Genomic DNA, 14,159 nt, shown 5'->3' on the forward strand with positions numbered 1-14,159 from the left:
GAGGTGCGGGCGATTGCGCGGCTGGGGCCGTGGCGATATGGCGTCGTAATACACTCAAACGGGCGGAGTAGAGTCTCGATGAAAAAGGTTATGGTGCGGGCGATGCTGGGCGTCGCGGCGGCGGCGATCGCGATCCCGACGATCGCGCAGGTGACCAAGGCGCGGTATGGCGCGTTCGGCATTGATCTCACCACGCAGGACAAGGCGGTCAAGCCCGGCGACGATTTCTGGACCTATGCCAACGGCGCGTGGGACAAGCGCACGCAGATTCCCGCCGACAAGGGATCGGTCGGGTACGGCAACGTCCTGACCGACGAGGCCGAGGCGAACGTCCGCAAGATCCTGGACGACATGTCGGCCAACCCCGCCGCTTATGGCGCGACCGGCAAGCAGGTCGGTGACTTCTACGCGAGCTGGATGGACGAGGCCGGGATCGAGGCGAAGGGCGCCGCACCGCTCAAGCCCTATCTCGACCGTATCGCAGCGGTCGGCGACCTTTCGGGCCTGCAGACACTGTTCGCGACCACGGGCTATGCCTCGCCGATCGAAGTGGGAACGATCCCCAGCCTGAGCGACCCGACGCATTATACCGCGGTGGTCGGCCAGGGCGGGCTCGGCATGCCGCGCGATTACTACCTGTTGAAGGGCGAGAAATACGACGCGTTCCGGGCAGCGTACAAGGCGTACATCAAGCAGATGCAGGAACTGGCCGGCATCCCCGACGCCGCTGCCAAGGCCGATGCGATCTTCGCGCTCGAAACCGCGCTCGCCGAAAAGCAATGGTCGCCCGAACAGAGCCGCGACATCGCCAAGCTCAACGATCCGCAGACGATCGCCGGGCTGAAGGCGAAGGCGCCCGAGGTCGACTGGGCGCTGATCCTCAAGACCGCCGGCCTCGACTCGTCGCCGCAGGTGCTGATGACGAACAACACCGCGCTGACCGAGACGGGCAAGATCCTGGTCGCGACGCCGTTGCAGACATGGAAGGACTATCTCGCCTTCCACTTCGTCAGCGATCACGCCCAATTCCTGCCCAAGGCGTTCGACGACGCGCAGTTCAATTTCTACGCGAAGACGCTGTCGGGCGTCGAAGTGAAGCGCGACCGATGGAAGCGCGGCGTACAATTGACCAACGGCGCGCTCGGCGAGGCGGTCGGCAAGCTTTACGTCGACAAATATTTCCCGGCGTCGAGCCAGGCCAAGATGGCCGAGCTGATCGAAAACCTGCGCGCCGCCTATCACGACCGCATCTCCGGCTCGACGTGGATGGACGCCGACACCAAGGCGAAGGCGCTGGCCAAGCTTGCCGCATTCGAGCCGCGGATCGGCCATCCGGTGAAATATATCGATTATTCGAACTTCAAGGTCGAACGCGGCGACCTGCTCGGCAACGTGATGCGCTCGGGCGAATTCCAGCATCAACTCGAGCTTGAGCGTTTTCCCAAGCCGGTCGACCGGACGCTGTGGGGCATGACGCCCCAGACGGTGAACGCCTATTACAGCCCGCTGGCGAACCAGATCACCTTCCCGGCCGCGATCCTGCAGCCGCCCTATTTCGATCCAAACGCCGACCCGGCGGTCAATTACGGCGCGATCGGCGCGATCATCGGTCACGAAATGGGCCATGGCTTCGACGATCAGGGCAGCCAGTTCGGCCCGACCGGCAAGTTCGAGAATTGGTGGACGCCAGCGTCGAAGAAAGCCTTCACCGAACGCACCGCCGCGCTCGGCGCGCAATACGACACCTACGAACCGATCCCGGGCACCAAGGTCAACGGCAAGCTGACGATGGGCGAGAATATCGGCGATCTCGGCGGCGTCGAGGCGGCCTATGCCGCGTATCAGAAGTATCAGGCGAAGCATGGCAAGGCGAAGGTGATCGACGGGCTCACCGGCGACCAGCGCTTCTTCCTGTCCTATGCGCAGGCATGGCAGAACAAGCGGCGCGAAGGGGTGGCGCGGCAATTGCTGCTGACCGATCCGCATTCGCCAGCCAAGTATCGCGTCAACGGCATCGTCCGCAACGTCGACGCCTGGTACAAGGCATTCAACATCCAGCCGACCGACGCGCTGTACCTGTCGCCCGAAAAGCGCGTGCATATTTGGTAAGGTGCGGATGGCCTGGATTTGCTGCGCAAATCCAGGACTCGTCACGTCGGGCAGCGGGCCGGCGCAGCCGGCTCGTCTGACGGCGTGACGCCCGCTAGGGTGGAGCGATGAAAGCGCTCGTCATCTCCAGCCTTGCACCGGACTTCGCCGGCTGTGCGCTGGCGGACGTCCCCGACCCCGTACGTGCGCCCGGCCAGATCCTGATCCGCGTCCGCGCGGCATCGCTCAACTTCCCCGATCTCTTGATGACCGAGGGCAAGTATCAGCTCAAACCCGATTTGCCGTTCGTGCCCGGCATGGAGGTGGCGGGCGAGGTCGTTGCGACGGAAGCCGATAGCGGCTTCGCCGTTGGCGATGCGGTGGTCGCGGCGACTCGTCTCGGCGGGTTCGCCGAATTCGTCGCGGTCGATGCGCGGAGCGTCCGCGCCAAGCCCGCCAACCTCGACTTCGCGCATGCTGCGAGCATCGGGGCGGCCTACAATACCGCCTATGTATCGCTAGTGCGGCTGGCCAACGTGCAGCCGGGCGAGTGGGTCGTCGTTCACGGCGCGACCGGCGGCGTCGGGCTGGCGGCAGTCGATCTTGCCAAGGCGCTCGGCGCGCGCGTCATCGCCACATCACGATCGGCGGAAAAGCTGGCGGTGGTCGCGGAGGAATACGCGCCCGACGCCACGCTTCCCGTCCCCGGCTTCCGCGAGGCGGTCAAGGACCTGACCGGCGGCGGTGCCGACGTGATCTACGATCCGGTCGGCGGCGACGTGTTCGACGAAAGTACGCGCTGCATTGCGTTCGGCGGGCGATTGTTGGTCGTCGGCTTCACCTCGGGCCGGATCGCGAGCGTCGTGACCAACATTCCGCTGATCAAGGGCTTCTCGGTGATCGGTGTGCGTGCGGGTGAATATGGCCGGCAGTTCCCCGCCAAGGGTCGCGAGAACCAGGACGCGATCTGGCAGCTCGCCGCCGCTGGCAAAATCCGTCCGCGCGTCGATTCGCGCTACCCGCTGGCCGACTGGCGCGCGGCGTTCGAGGCGATGCGCGACAGCCGGATGGTCGGCAAGATCGTCATCGAGCCCTAGATGCCTGCAAACGAGCGCAGCGCCGCGATGTTCGTCACCAGCACCGAGCGGTAGAGCGGCACCACCCATTCGCGCTCCGCCAGCGCCAGAATATGTCCGCTCGCCGACTTGCGGCTGAGTCCGCACATCTCCGCCACATCCGCCTGCGTCGCCGCCACCACGCCCTCGCTATCCGCCAGTTGCGCCAGCCGCGCCGCGATCCGCTGGCGCGGGGTCAGGCACAGGTTGAGCGCCGCCGCATGCACCGCCGCGTCGAGCTGGTCATACAGCAACGCGATCACCGCCGCCCACGCGCCCGGCGCTTGGTCGGCGATCCGGGGCAGTGCCGAATCGGGCACCAGCATCACTTGGCTCGCGCGCTGCGCCGACGCGGTGACGATCCGCCGCCCGCCGCCGAACCGCCGCGACTGGCCGATCGCCTGGCCCGGCCCGACCAGCGCGAGCAGCACGCCGCGATCCGCCCCCGCGCTCGCCTCCAGCCGCAGCACGCCGTCGATGACGAGGCACAGGCCCGGTTCTTCGTCGCCCTCACTATAGATCCACTGTCCCTCGTCGAGCGCGCGAACGCGGCCCGCCGCGACCAGTGCCTCAGCGAGCTTCGGGTCCAACCCGGCGAACCAGCGTCCGCGCTTCAGGGCGGCCATCACGTCCATCGCAGCAATTGTTACGATCGTAGCATTCGTATCGCAAGCGACTCGCTATGATCCCCGCAACAAAGGAGAGGCAAAATGCACATCCAGCCGATCGCCGATCATTGCGGCGCCGAAGCGTCGGGCATCGATCTCAAAACGCTCGACGATGCGGAACTCAGCGCGCTGAAGGCCGCCGTCGCCGACCGCGGCGTGCTGTTCGTCCGCGACCAGGAATTGAGCCCGGAGGATCACATCGCCTTCGCGCGGCGCTGGGGCGAGATCGACATCAACAATTATTTCCCCGCGAACGGCGGCCATCCCGAAATCGCCGAGGTGCGCAAGGCGGAGGCGCAGACCACCAATATCGGCGGCGGCTGGCACACCGATCATTCGTACGACCAAGTGCCCGCAATGGGATCGATCCTGCTCGCGCGCGAGACCCCGCCGACCGGCGGCGATACGCTGTTTTCCAGCCTCGGCGCGGCCTACGATTCGCTATCCGACGGCCTCAAGGCGACACTCGAAACGCTGCGCGCGGTGCACTCGGCGGACCATATCTACGGCAGCGATGGCGTCTATGCGAAGACCGATCAAGCCGCCGATCTGAAGGGCCATGAGATCCACGCCGCGGCGATCCACCCCGCGGTGATCCGCCACCCCGTGACCGGCCGCAAGATCCTCTACGTCAACCCGGCCTTCACGCTGCATTTCGAAGGTTGGACGCGCGAAGAAAGCATGCCACTCCTCGCCTACCTCTATTCGGTCGCAATGCGCTCCGAATTCCATTGCCGCCTGCAATGGGCGCCGGGCAGCCTCGCGGTGTGGGACAATAGATCGACCTGGCACCTCGCGATGAACGACTATCACGGGCACCGGCGGCTGATGCACCGGATCACGATTTCGGGGGTGGCATTGAGTTAGTAGCGGACGGCCTGGATTTGCCCAAGCAAATCCAAGACTCGTCACGTCGGGCAGCGGGCCGGCGCAGCCGGTCAGTCTGACGGCGTGACGGCGGCGATTGGCGAGCTCGGGCTTTATCCAACGAAGAGTTATGGTTTTAGATTGAGATAATGCTGCTCACGCCGAATGGGCGATTTTCGATCTAGCGCGAGTATATCACCAATCCATTTGACCAAGGCTGGAAGGGTCACATCCTCAATCTGTCGGCGTGCTTCGGTAGCCTCGGCGATCGGCACAGATCCAGCGCGCACGTAAAGCCGCTCATACGCCACATTCTCATTTGGGGGCCAGAAATGAGCATCAAACAAATTGCCGGGGCTGCGAATTAGGCTTGTATCAATCGCTATGCCGGCAGCGGACAACGCCGCCTCCAACGCTGTCGGCCTTAAGGGATAACTGTGACCCTTCGGCAGTTTGGCTTTCTCCGACTTCATCGGCAGATATTGCCTGTCGCGGGTCCAGGTCGCAACGGCCACTAACGGCCACGCCGTCAGACGAGCCGGCTGCGCCGCCTCGCTGCCCGACGTGACGAGTCCCGGAATAGCTGCGCTATTCCGGACCGCCCGCGACCTACTTCATCAGCACCAATTCCTCCGCCATCGTCGGATGCAGCGCCACGGTCTGGTCGAACGCGTCCTTGGTAAGGCCGGCCTTCACCGCGACTGCCGCCGCCTGCAGGATTTCCGCCGCCTCCGGCCCGATCATGTGGATGCCGAGGATTTTCCCCGAATTCTCCTCACAGATCATCTTGTACAAGGCGCGCTCGTTGCGGTTCGCCAGGACGTTCTTCATCGGGCGGAAATCGCTGACATAGACCTTCACCGATCCGTATTTCTGCTTGGCCTGGCTCTCGGTCAGGCCGACGCCGGCCATTTGCGGGTGACTGAACACAGCGGCGGGGATGCAATTGTAATCGACCCGCGTCGGCTTGCCCCCGAACACGGTATCGGCGAACGCCTGCCCCTCGCGGATCGCGACCGGAGTCAGTTGCACGCGGTTGGTCACGTCGCCAACCGCATAGATGCTCGGCACGTTGGTGCGGTTGTCCTCGTCGACCTTGACCGCACCCATTTCGGTCAGCGCGATCCCGGCCGCCTCCAGCCCCAGATTCTCGGTATTGGGCACGCGCCCGGTCGCAAACATCACGCAATCGACCTCGATCGGTTCGTGGTTCGACATGCTGACCTGCAGGCTGCCGTCCGCCAGCTGCTCGATCCCCTGGAATTTCGCGTTGAAGCGGAAATCGATGCCCTTCATCATGCTGATCTGGAGGAGCCGGTCGCGGATCTGCTCGTCATAGCCGCGCAGGATCTGGTCGCTGCGGTTGATCAGCGTCACCTTCGCGCCGAATTCGTGGAAGATGCCGGCGAATTCGTTGGCAATATAGCCCGCGCCCGCGATCAGGATGCGCTTCGGCACGCCCTCCAGGTGGAACGCCTCGTTCGACGTGATGCCATATTCGTGCCCCGGACAGGTCGGGACGTGCGGCCGCGCGCCGGTCGCGATCAGGATGTATTTCGCCGTGACATCGCGCCCGCTGGCCAGCTTCAGGCTGTTGGGTCCTGTAATCTCGGCATGTTCGTTGATGATCTCGACGCCGTGGCTGTCGAGCGTCGTGGTATAGGCCTTGTTGATCCGGTCGACTTCCTCGAACACGTTGGCGGTCAGCGTCTTCCAGTCGAACGCGCACGGTTGCGGCACGTCCCAGCCGAACCGCTTGGCGTCCTGCAAATCCTCCGCGAAATGCGCGCCATAGACGAGCAGCTTCTTGGGCACGCAGCCGCGGATCACGCAGGTGCCGCCAACGCGATATTCCTCCGCCACCGCCACTTTCGCGCCGTGGGCCGCCGCGACGCGAGAGGCGCGCGTACCCCCCGATCCCGCGCCGATGACGAACAGGTCGTAGTCGTAGTCGCTCATTTTCGCCTTACTTTCCTTCGTCACCCCGGCCTTGTGCCGGGGTCCACCGTGCCGCGCCGTCCGAACCGTGCGGGTCTTGCTGCACGGTGGATGCCGGGACAAGCCCGGCATGACGGTCGAGGCAGTTTACCCGAACGCCCGCTTCAACAAATCATTGGTGGACACGTCGAAATCGCCACCGCCCTTACCCGCCGCCTTGGCCATTTCCTTGCCCAGCTCGACCCCGAACTGGTCGAACGAATTGATGCCGAGCAGCACGCCGTTCACGAACACGCGGTGCTCGTGATACGCGATCAGCGCGCCCAGCGTGCGCGCGTCGAGATCGTCGAGCAGCAGCGTGGTCGATGGCCGGTCACCCGGATAGTGGCGCGCAGGATCGCCGGGATTGTCCTTGCCCGCCATCAGCGCCGCCCCTTGCGCGAACATGTTGTTGAGCAGGTTGCGGTGATGGTCCTCGTTCAGCGAGTCGCCCGGCTCGATCACCCCGATCAGTTCGAGCGGGACGAGGTGCGTGCCCTGATGCAGCAACTGGAACACCGCATGCTGCGCGTCGGTGCCGACCCCGCCCCAGGTGATCGCCGCGGTCGGGCGGCCGACGGGCTTGCCGTCGATCGTGACGCCCTTGCCGTTCGATTCCATTTCGAGCTGCTGGAGATAGGAGGGCAACAGCCGCAGCCGCTCGTCGTAGCAGAACACCCCGCGCGTCTCGCAGCCGAACACTTGCGTGTAGAGCAGGTCGGTGAACGCCCCGAGCGCGGGCGCGTTCTCATGCAGCGCGGCGAGCCGGAAATGGCGGTCCATCTCGGCTGCGCCCTCGAGCAACTCGCTGAACGCGTCCCAACCGAGCGCGATCGCTGCCGGGAAGCCGATCGACGACCACAGTGAATAGCGCCCGCCGACCGTGTCCGCGAACGGCAGCACGCGGGTTTCGTCGACGCCCCATTCGATCGCCTTGTCGGGACTCGCGGTCAGCGCGACGACGCGGCCGTACGGGTCCTCGACGCCACCCGCCTGCATCCACTCGATCACGCTTTCGGCGTTGAGCATCGTCTCGGTGGTGGTGAATGTCTTCGACGCGACGGCGAGCAACGTCGCGGTCGGATCGAACCGCTTGAACGCATCCTCCAGCGCGACGCCGTCGACGTTGCTGACGATCGCGACCTCGTACCGCGTCTCGTCGCGCCCCAGCGCGTCGACCAGCAGGTCGGGTCCCAGCGCCGATCCTCCGATCCCGACGTGCAGGATATTGCGGATCGGTCCCAGCGCACCCTGCTCGATCGCGTCGATCAGCGCGCGCATCCGCGCATGAAACCCCTGCGCGACCGCCACGTCCTCCTTGTTCCCCTCCCCGCGCTCCATCGTGTGCGTGACGGCGCGGTCCTCGGTCGTGTTGATGACGTCGCCCGCGAACAACGCCTCGCGCTTGCCCGCCAGGTCGCATGCCTTGGCCAGCCGCTCGAACGCCTTGATTCCGTCATCGGTCAGGTGCGTCTTCGACCAGTCGAAATGGATGCCGGCGATGTCGGCGCTGTATTTTGACAGCCGGTCGGGATCGTCGGCGAAAAGCTCGGTCAGCGGGGTCCGCTTCAGTGCCTCGATCTCGCTCCAGTCGGCCATCGACACGCTCCTTTGTGACTCGCGCAGCCTCAATGGGCGCTCCGGCCGTCCCGTTCAAGGAAGAGGGAGTGCCTTGACGTCACGACACACCATGCGCAAACCGCGCGCCATGACCGATACGCCAGAGGCGCCCGCCATCGCGCCGGATCCGATCCCGATTGCGGCGAAGCCCGTTAAGGAAAAGAAGAAGGAAGATTGGCGCGACACGCTGAGCTTCCTCGTGAAGCTCGCGATCGTCGTGTTCATTTTCAGGAGCTTCCTCTTCTCGCCCTTTTCGATCCCGTCGCAGTCGATGCTGCCGCGGCTATACATCGGCGACTATCTGTTCATCTCGAAATGGAATTACGGCTATTCGCGGCATTCGCTGCCGTGGAGCATGCCGCTGATCCCGGGGCGCATCCTGGCGAAGAACCCGACGCACGGCGACGTCGCCGTGTTCAAGACCCCCGCGGGCAATGGCGAGGACATCATCAAGCGCGTCATTGGCCTGCCCGGCGACACGATCCAGATGCGCGGCGGGCAACTGATCCTGAACGGCGTCGCGGTGCCCAAGGTCCGCGTCGCCGACTTCGTCATCCCGCTGACGCCGAATTACAACGACAAGCCCAAGGCCAACCCGCTCGAGGAATCGGATTGCCCCGCTCCCTACATCACCCAGGCGAACGGCGCGCCTGCGTGCAAATACGAACAGTATAGGGAAACGCTACCCGGCGGCCCCAGCTACCTGGTGCTCGATCGCGGTCCGCGCCCCGGCGCCGACGACACCGAATTGTTCACCGTGCCCCCTGGCCATGTGTTCATGATGGGCGACAATCGCGACGATTCGGGCGACAGCCGATTTCCGGTCAGCGCGGGCGGACTCGGCATGGTCCCGATGGAGAATCTTGAGGGCAAGGCGGTCATTACCTTCTGGTCGACCGACGGCAGCGCGCAATGGCTGCTGCCCTGGACTTGGTTCACCGCGGCGCGCTGGGGCAGGATGGGGCAAGGCTTCTGATGGCATCCGACCTCGCCGCATGGGTCGGCGAGACCTTCGACTACCGGCCCAAGGACCTCGCCAGCTTTGCCCGCGCGCTGACGCACGGCAGCCAGGCGGCGGAAAATTACGAGCGGCTGGAATTTCTCGGGGACCGCGTGCTTGGGCTGGCGATGGCCGAGTGGCTGTACGAGCTTTTCCGCGACGAACCTGAAGGCGGGTTGTCGAAGCGGCTCAACGCGCTGGTGACCGGCCATGTCTGCGCCGATGTCGCGCGGGCGATCGGCGTGCAGCCCTGGCTCCGCTTGGGCAAGCAAGCGCGTGACGACGGCGCGAGCGACAGCGATAACGTGCTGGGCGATGTGATGGAGGCGCTGATCGGGGCGCTCTATCTCGATGGCGGCTACAGCCCGGCGCGCAACTTCGTCCGCCGCGCGTGGGGCGGCCGCGTGCACGCCGACGCCCGTGCACCGCAACACCCCAAGTCCGCGCTTCAGGAATGGGCGGCCGCGCACAACCGCAAGACACCACTTTACGAAGTTACTGACCGCTCCGGCCCGCAGCATGCCCCCCGCTTCACGGTGCGCGTGAGCTTGGGCGGGTTCGCCGAGGCGGAGGCGACGGGCACGAGCAAGCAGGAAGCGGAAACCGCCGCGGCCGCCGCGTTACTGGCGCAGGTCGCGGCATGACCCAGCATTGCGGCCTCGTCGCTGTGCTCGGCGCGCCCAACGCCGGCAAGTCCACGTTAGTCAACGCGCTGGTCGGCCAGAAGGTGGCGATCGTCAGCCCCAAGGCCCAGACCACGCGTACCCGCCTGCTCGGCGTCGCGATCGAGGGCGAGACGCAGCTGTTGCTGATCGACACCCCCGGCATCTTCGCGCCGCAGCGCCGGCTCGACCGGGCGATGGTGGCGGCGGCGTGGGGCGGGACCGAGGGCGCGGACGTGATCGCGCTGGTGGTCGACGCCAAGGGCGGGCTCGGCCCCAAGGTGATGCCGATCGCGGAGAGCATCGCGGGGCGGCCGGAGCGCAAGTTCCTGGTCCTCAACAAGGTCGACCTCGCCGACAAGGCCAAATTGCTCGTCCATGCCGAGCGGCTCAACGCGGCGGTCGCGTTCGACGAGACCTTCTTCGTGTCGGCGGAGACCGGGGACGGCCTGCCAGAGCTCAAGAAGTCGCTCGCCTACAACATGCCCGAGGGGCCCTGGCATTTCCCCGAGGACCAGGTGTCCGACGCGACCGAGCGCGCGCTGGCCGCCGAGGTGACGCGCGAACAGCTCTACCTCCAGCTCCACGCCGAACTGCCCTACGCCTCGACGATCGAGACCGAGAAGTTCGAGGAGCGCGCCGACGGATCGGTCGAGATCCATCAGCAGATCCTCGTCGCGCGGCCCACGCAGCGCGCGATCGTGCTGGGCAAGGGCGGCGCGCGGATCAAGGAAATCGGCGCGCGGGCGCGGGCGCAGCTCAAGGAACTGCTCGACCGGCCGGTGCACCTCTACCTCCACGTCAAGGTGAAGGCCGATTGGGACGAGGACCGCGAGGTGTTTCGCGACATAGGTCTCGACTGGGTCGACTAGGCTCACCGCAGCGAAATAGCCGCGCTATTTCGCGATAAGCGGTGCGCCCGGCCGGCGCCGCGATAGCGGCGCCCGACGGCGCGAATTCACTTCGCGCCGGAACCCAACAGGCTATCCACCCACGCCGGCACCAATTCCCCCGCCGGCCCGCGCCGGCTCTCGGCGAACCAGCCGCTGCCTTCGGAGCGATCGAGGTTCATCTCCAGCGTATCCGCGCCATGATAGCGCGCCGTCTGGACAAACCCGGCGGCGGGATAGACCGCGCCCGACGTGCCGATCGACACGAACAGGTCGGCGCGGGACAACGCGCGCTCGATCGTGTCCATGTGATAGGGCATCTCGCCGAAGAACACGATGTCGGGGCGCAGCGCCGGGGCGCCGCACGCCCCGCACACCTCGCCAGGCGGCATGTCGCCCGGCCACGCAGCGCGCTCCCCGCAATCCGCGCACAAGGCCGAAAGCAATTCGCCGTGCATGTGCAACATCCGCGCCGCCCCCGCGCGCTCGTGCAAATCATCGACATTCTGCGTCACGATCAGCAATTCGCCCGGCCACTCGGCGTCGAGCCTCGCCAGCGCCCGGTGCGCTGCGTTGGGCTCGACCCCCGCCAGCGCCGCGCGACGCAGATCGTAAAAGCGATGCACCAGTTCCGGGTCGTGCGCCAAGGCCTGCGGCGTGCAGACATCCTCGACCCGATGCCCCTCCCACAGCCCGCCCGGCCCGCGAAACGTCGCGATCCCGCTCTCCGCCGAAATGCCCGCGCCGGTCAGGATGACGATGTTGCGGATGCCGGTCATGGACAACGCGATAGCTCAGCACGCGCCGGTCCGCCATCGGCGCCGGCCGCCGTTGCATGACTCCGATGCGGGTCATAATGCTCGCGGCATGACCGAGCCGTTGTTCTGCTTCATGCCGCGCTGGAAAGAGGAACTGGTGGTGACGGGCTCGGGCGGCACGTTCGTACTGGAGCTGCCGATGGGCATCCTGTCCGCTTATCTGCCGACCGAGGACGAGTGGCAGCGCCGTGCGCCTGCCTGGGCGCGGTCGCTCTGGCCGGCGCTCAAGACCGAACTTGAAGAATGGTGCCGCGCCAACGACGCGCAATTCTACATCGACGCGTCGGCATCCGTGTATCCCGACCGATGACCGACTTCGCCGCCACCCGCGCGCTGTTCCACTTGCCCGAGGGCATGATCTATCTCGACGGCAATTCGCTCGGGCCGCTGCCGCTCGCGGCGGAAACGCGCGTGGCGGAGGTCATGCGCGGCGAATGGGGCGGCGAGTTGATCAAGGCGTGGAACAGCGCCGGCTGGATCACGCTGCCCGCCCGCATCGGCGACCGCATCGGGCGGCTGATCGGCGCGCCGGCGGGGAGCGTCGCGACCGGCGACACGCTGTCGATCAAGGTGTTCCAGGCGCTGTCGGCGGCGCTCGCGCTGCGGCCGGATCGCACGGTCGTGCTGTCCGACACCGGCAATTTCCCGTCGGACTTGTACATCGCGCAGGGGCTGCTCAAGGCGCTCGGGCGCGGACTCGAACTGCGGTTGGTGCCGCCCGAAAAGGTAGCCAACGCGATCGACGAGAGCGTCGCGGTAACGCTCATCACGGAGGTCGATTACCGCACCGGGCGACTGCACGATATGGCGGCGCTGACCGCGAAGGCCCACGCAGCGGGGGCATTGACGGTCTGGGACTTGGCGCATTCGGCAGGCGCGATCCCGGTCGACCTGACCGCCGCCGACGCCGATTTCGCGGTCGGCTGCACCTACAAATATCTCAACGGAGGGCCGGGCGCACCAGCCTTCATCTATGTCGCGCCGCGCTTTGCCGACAGCGCGCAGCCGATTCTGTCGGGCTGGATGGGCCACGAAGCGCCGTTCGCGTTCGACCTCGATTATCGCCCGCACGCCAGCGTCGAGCGGATGCGCGTCGGCACGCCGCCGGTTTTGGCGCTCTCGGTGCTCGATACCGCGCTCGATGCGTGGGATGCGGTCGATATGACGGACGTCCGCGCCCAATCGATCCGCTTGAGCGAACGCTTCATAGCCGAGGTCGAGGCGCGGTGTCCGGAGCTCGAACTAGCCTCCCCGCGCGATCCGCTGGCGCGCGGTAGCCAGGTCTCGTTCCGCCACCCTCAGGGCTATGCGATCATGCAGGCGCTGATCGCGAACAATGTGATCGGCGATTTCCGCGCGCCCGACCTAATCCGCTTCGGCTTCACCCCCCTCTATCTGAGCGAGGACGAGGTGGTCGAAGCCGCGCGCATCATCGAACGCGTCATGACCGAACGCTTGTGGGATAACCCCGCTTATGCGACGCGCTCTGCGGTAACATGACCGATACGCCCGAAACCGATTTCGACGGTAAGATGGCCTATGGCGACTATTTGCGCCTCGACCTGATCCTCGGCGCGCAGCAGACGCGATCGGCGGCGCACGACGAACTGCTGTTCATCATCCAGCACCAGACGTCGGAACTCTGGATGAAACTCGCCGTCCACGAACTCGAATCGGCGCGCGACGCGATCGCGGAGGACCGATTGCCGCATGCGTTCAAGATGCTCGCCCGCGTGTCGCGCATTCTCGAACAGCTCAACGGCGCGTGGGATGTGCTGCGCACGTTGACGCCGAGCGAATATACCGAGTTTCGCGAGGATCTGGGCCAGTCGTCGGGGTTCCAGAGCCATCAATACCGCGCGATCGAATTCCTGTGTGGGAACCGCAACGCCGCGATGCTGAAACCCCATGCACACCGGCCTGCAATTATCGGCGAATTACGGGCGATCCTCGCGCGGCCGAGCCTGTATGACGAAGCGATCCGCCTGCTCGCGCGATCGGGCTTCGATGTCGGCGGCGAACGTCCCAGCCTCGCCGAACCGCGCGCCGAAAACGCCAGCGTACAGGCTGCATGGAAAGCCGTTTACGAAGCACCCGAACGGTACTGGCCGCTCTACGAACTCGCGGAAAAACTAGTCGATCTCGAAGATTATTTCCGTCGATGGCGGTTCAACCACGTTACCACGGTCGAGCGCGTCATCGGCCTGAAGCGCGGCACCGGCGGCACGCAGGGCGTCGCCTATCTGCGCCGGATGCTCGAAGTCGAACTGTTCCCCGAACTGTGGCATGTGCGGACCGAGCTTTAGGCCTTGACGATACCATACCCGATGCTCCTCTCCGGGCCGAGGCAGTCGTGACCGCCAGGCGCGGTGTAGAGAGAGCCGCAGGACAATAAGGTCTATATCGCTGGCGCGTTCGAACACCCAACACGGTGCTCCTGCTCATTTTTTGGGT

General features: G+C 65.6%; 14 protein-coding genes. 9 read left to right on the forward strand and 5 right to left on the reverse strand.

Annotation, left to right across the window (positions count from 1 at the left end; all coding sequences use genetic code 11):
* The first annotated feature begins 78 nt into the window (after nt 1-78).
* Together J0J06_RS09355 and J0J06_RS09360 are read left to right on the forward strand one after the other, a co-directional pair.
* Entirely contained in the window at nt 79-2,109 is a 2,031-nt protein-coding gene (locus J0J06_RS09355; RefSeq protein WP_294041316.1) for a M13 family metallopeptidase, read from the forward strand.
* Between the two features lie 107 nt (nt 2,110-2,216).
* Nucleotides 2,217-3,185, forward strand: a complete 969-nt coding sequence (locus J0J06_RS09360) for an NADPH:quinone oxidoreductase family protein (RefSeq protein ID WP_294041317.1) — start codon at nt 2,217-2,219, stop codon at nt 3,183-3,185.
* Here J0J06_RS09360 and J0J06_RS09365 read toward each other — a convergent pair.
* Entirely contained in the window at nt 3,182-3,838 is a 657-nt protein-coding gene (locus tag J0J06_RS09365) for a Crp/Fnr family transcriptional regulator (protein WP_294041319.1), read from the reverse strand. The two genes, J0J06_RS09360 and J0J06_RS09365, sit on opposite strands and share 4 nt — an antisense overlap.
* 75 nt (nt 3,839-3,913) lie before the next feature.
* Between J0J06_RS09365 and J0J06_RS09370 the strand changes: the two genes are divergently transcribed.
* Nucleotides 3,914-4,738: a TauD/TfdA family dioxygenase gene (locus J0J06_RS09370; RefSeq protein WP_294041321.1), complete on the forward strand. Its 825-nt coding sequence runs from the start codon at nt 3,914-3,916 to the stop codon at nt 4,736-4,738.
* 128 nt (nt 4,739-4,866) lie between these two features.
* Here J0J06_RS09370 and J0J06_RS09375 read toward each other — a convergent pair whose 3' ends face one another.
* The 3 genes from J0J06_RS09375 to pgi form a co-directional block, all read right to left on the reverse strand.
* The gene (locus J0J06_RS09375; RefSeq protein WP_294041323.1) at nt 4,867-5,253 is read right to left on the reverse strand and encodes a hypothetical protein; all 387 of its coding nucleotides are present in this window, start codon (nt 5,251-5,253) and stop codon (nt 4,867-4,869) included.
* 94 nt (nt 5,254-5,347) lie between these two features.
* Nucleotides 5,348-6,697 (reverse strand): glutathione-disulfide reductase, encoded by a 1,350-nt coding sequence (gene gor / locus J0J06_RS09380; protein ID WP_294041325.1) that lies wholly within the window; start codon nt 6,695-6,697, stop codon nt 5,348-5,350.
* Nucleotides 6,698-6,823: 126 nt separating this feature from the next.
* A complete protein-coding gene (gene pgi / locus J0J06_RS09385; RefSeq protein ID WP_294041326.1) occupies nt 6,824-8,314 on the reverse strand; it encodes a glucose-6-phosphate isomerase in 1,491 nt (496 codons plus the stop codon).
* Nucleotides 8,315-8,423: 109 nt separating this feature from the next.
* Here pgi and lepB point away from each other — a divergent pair, with 109 nt between their 5' ends.
* Genes lepB through era form a run of 3 tightly spaced genes read left to right on the forward strand, consistent with a single transcriptional unit; the run spans nt 8,424 to nt 10,869 of the window.
* Nucleotides 8,424-9,311, forward strand: a complete 888-nt coding sequence (lepB, locus tag J0J06_RS09390) for a signal peptidase I (RefSeq protein WP_294041327.1) — start codon at nt 8,424-8,426, stop codon at nt 9,309-9,311.
* Nucleotides 9,311-9,979, forward strand: coding sequence for a ribonuclease III (rnc, locus tag J0J06_RS09395; RefSeq protein ID WP_294041329.1), 669 nt, complete (start codon nt 9,311-9,313; stop codon nt 9,977-9,979). The genes lepB and rnc overlap by 1 nt, the downstream gene beginning before the upstream one ends.
* Nucleotides 9,976-10,869 (forward strand): GTPase Era, encoded by an 894-nt coding sequence (gene era, locus J0J06_RS09400; protein ID WP_294041331.1) that lies wholly within the window; start codon nt 9,976-9,978, stop codon nt 10,867-10,869. Before rnc ends, era begins: the two co-directional genes overlap by 4 nt.
* A gap of 86 nt (nt 10,870-10,955) precedes the next feature.
* Here era and J0J06_RS09405 read toward each other — a convergent pair whose 3' ends face one another.
* A complete protein-coding gene (locus tag J0J06_RS09405) occupies nt 10,956-11,666 on the reverse strand; it encodes an NAD-dependent deacylase (protein WP_294041332.1) in 711 nt (236 codons plus the stop codon).
* An 88-nt stretch (nt 11,667-11,754) separates the two neighbouring features.
* Here J0J06_RS09405 and J0J06_RS09410 point away from each other — a divergent pair, with 88 nt between their 5' ends.
* The 3 genes from J0J06_RS09410 to kynA are packed head-to-tail and all read left to right on the forward strand — an operon-like array spanning nt 11,755 to nt 14,011.
* The gene (locus J0J06_RS09410; protein ID WP_294041334.1) at nt 11,755-12,015 is read left to right on the forward strand and encodes a hypothetical protein; all 261 of its coding nucleotides are present in this window, start codon (nt 11,755-11,757) and stop codon (nt 12,013-12,015) included.
* Complete coding sequence (gene kynU, locus J0J06_RS09415; protein ID WP_294041336.1) at nt 12,012-13,205, forward strand: kynureninase; 1,194 nt, start codon at nt 12,012-12,014, stop codon at nt 13,203-13,205. The genes J0J06_RS09410 and kynU overlap by 4 nt, the downstream gene beginning before the upstream one ends.
* The gene (kynA, locus tag J0J06_RS09420; RefSeq protein WP_294041338.1) at nt 13,202-14,011 is read left to right on the forward strand and encodes a tryptophan 2,3-dioxygenase; all 810 of its coding nucleotides are present in this window, start codon (nt 13,202-13,204) and stop codon (nt 14,009-14,011) included. Before kynU ends, kynA begins: the two co-directional genes overlap by 4 nt.
* Nucleotides 14,012-14,159: the final 148 nt, after the last annotated feature.

The organism is Sphingomonas sp. (assembly GCF_017304615.1).
GTDB lineage: Bacteria > Pseudomonadota > Alphaproteobacteria > Sphingomonadales > Sphingomonadaceae > Sphingomonas.

Coding starts and splice junctions, on each gene's coding strand:
- J0J06_RS09355 (WP_294041316.1), top strand. CDS start 79: ATGAAAAAGGTTATGGTGCGGGCGATGCTGGGCGTCGCGGCGGCGGCG.
- J0J06_RS09360 (WP_294041317.1), top strand. CDS start 2,217: ATGAAAGCGCTCGTCATCTCCAGCCTTGCACCGGACTTCGCCGGCTGT.
- J0J06_RS09365 (WP_294041319.1), bottom strand. CDS start 3,838: ATGGACGTGATGGCCGCCCTGAAGCGCGGACGCTGGTTCGCCGGGTTG.
- J0J06_RS09370 (WP_294041321.1), top strand. CDS start 3,914: ATGCACATCCAGCCGATCGCCGATCATTGCGGCGCCGAAGCGTCGGGC.
- gor (WP_294041325.1), bottom strand. CDS start 6,697: ATGAGCGACTACGACTACGACCTGTTCGTCATCGGCGCGGGATCGGGG.
- pgi (WP_294041326.1), bottom strand. CDS start 8,314: ATGGCCGACTGGAGCGAGATCGAGGCACTGAAGCGGACCCCGCTGACC.
- lepB (WP_294041327.1), top strand. CDS start 8,424: ATGACCGATACGCCAGAGGCGCCCGCCATCGCGCCGGATCCGATCCCG.
- rnc (WP_294041329.1), top strand. CDS start 9,311: ATGGCATCCGACCTCGCCGCATGGGTCGGCGAGACCTTCGACTACCGG.
- era (WP_294041331.1), top strand. CDS start 9,976: ATGACCCAGCATTGCGGCCTCGTCGCTGTGCTCGGCGCGCCCAACGCC.
- J0J06_RS09405 (WP_294041332.1), bottom strand. CDS start 11,666: ATGACCGGCATCCGCAACATCGTCATCCTGACCGGCGCGGGCATTTCG.
- J0J06_RS09410 (WP_294041334.1), top strand. CDS start 11,755: ATGACCGAGCCGTTGTTCTGCTTCATGCCGCGCTGGAAAGAGGAACTG.
- kynU (WP_294041336.1), top strand. CDS start 12,012: ATGACCGACTTCGCCGCCACCCGCGCGCTGTTCCACTTGCCCGAGGGC.
- kynA (WP_294041338.1), top strand. CDS start 13,202: ATGACCGATACGCCCGAAACCGATTTCGACGGTAAGATGGCCTATGGC.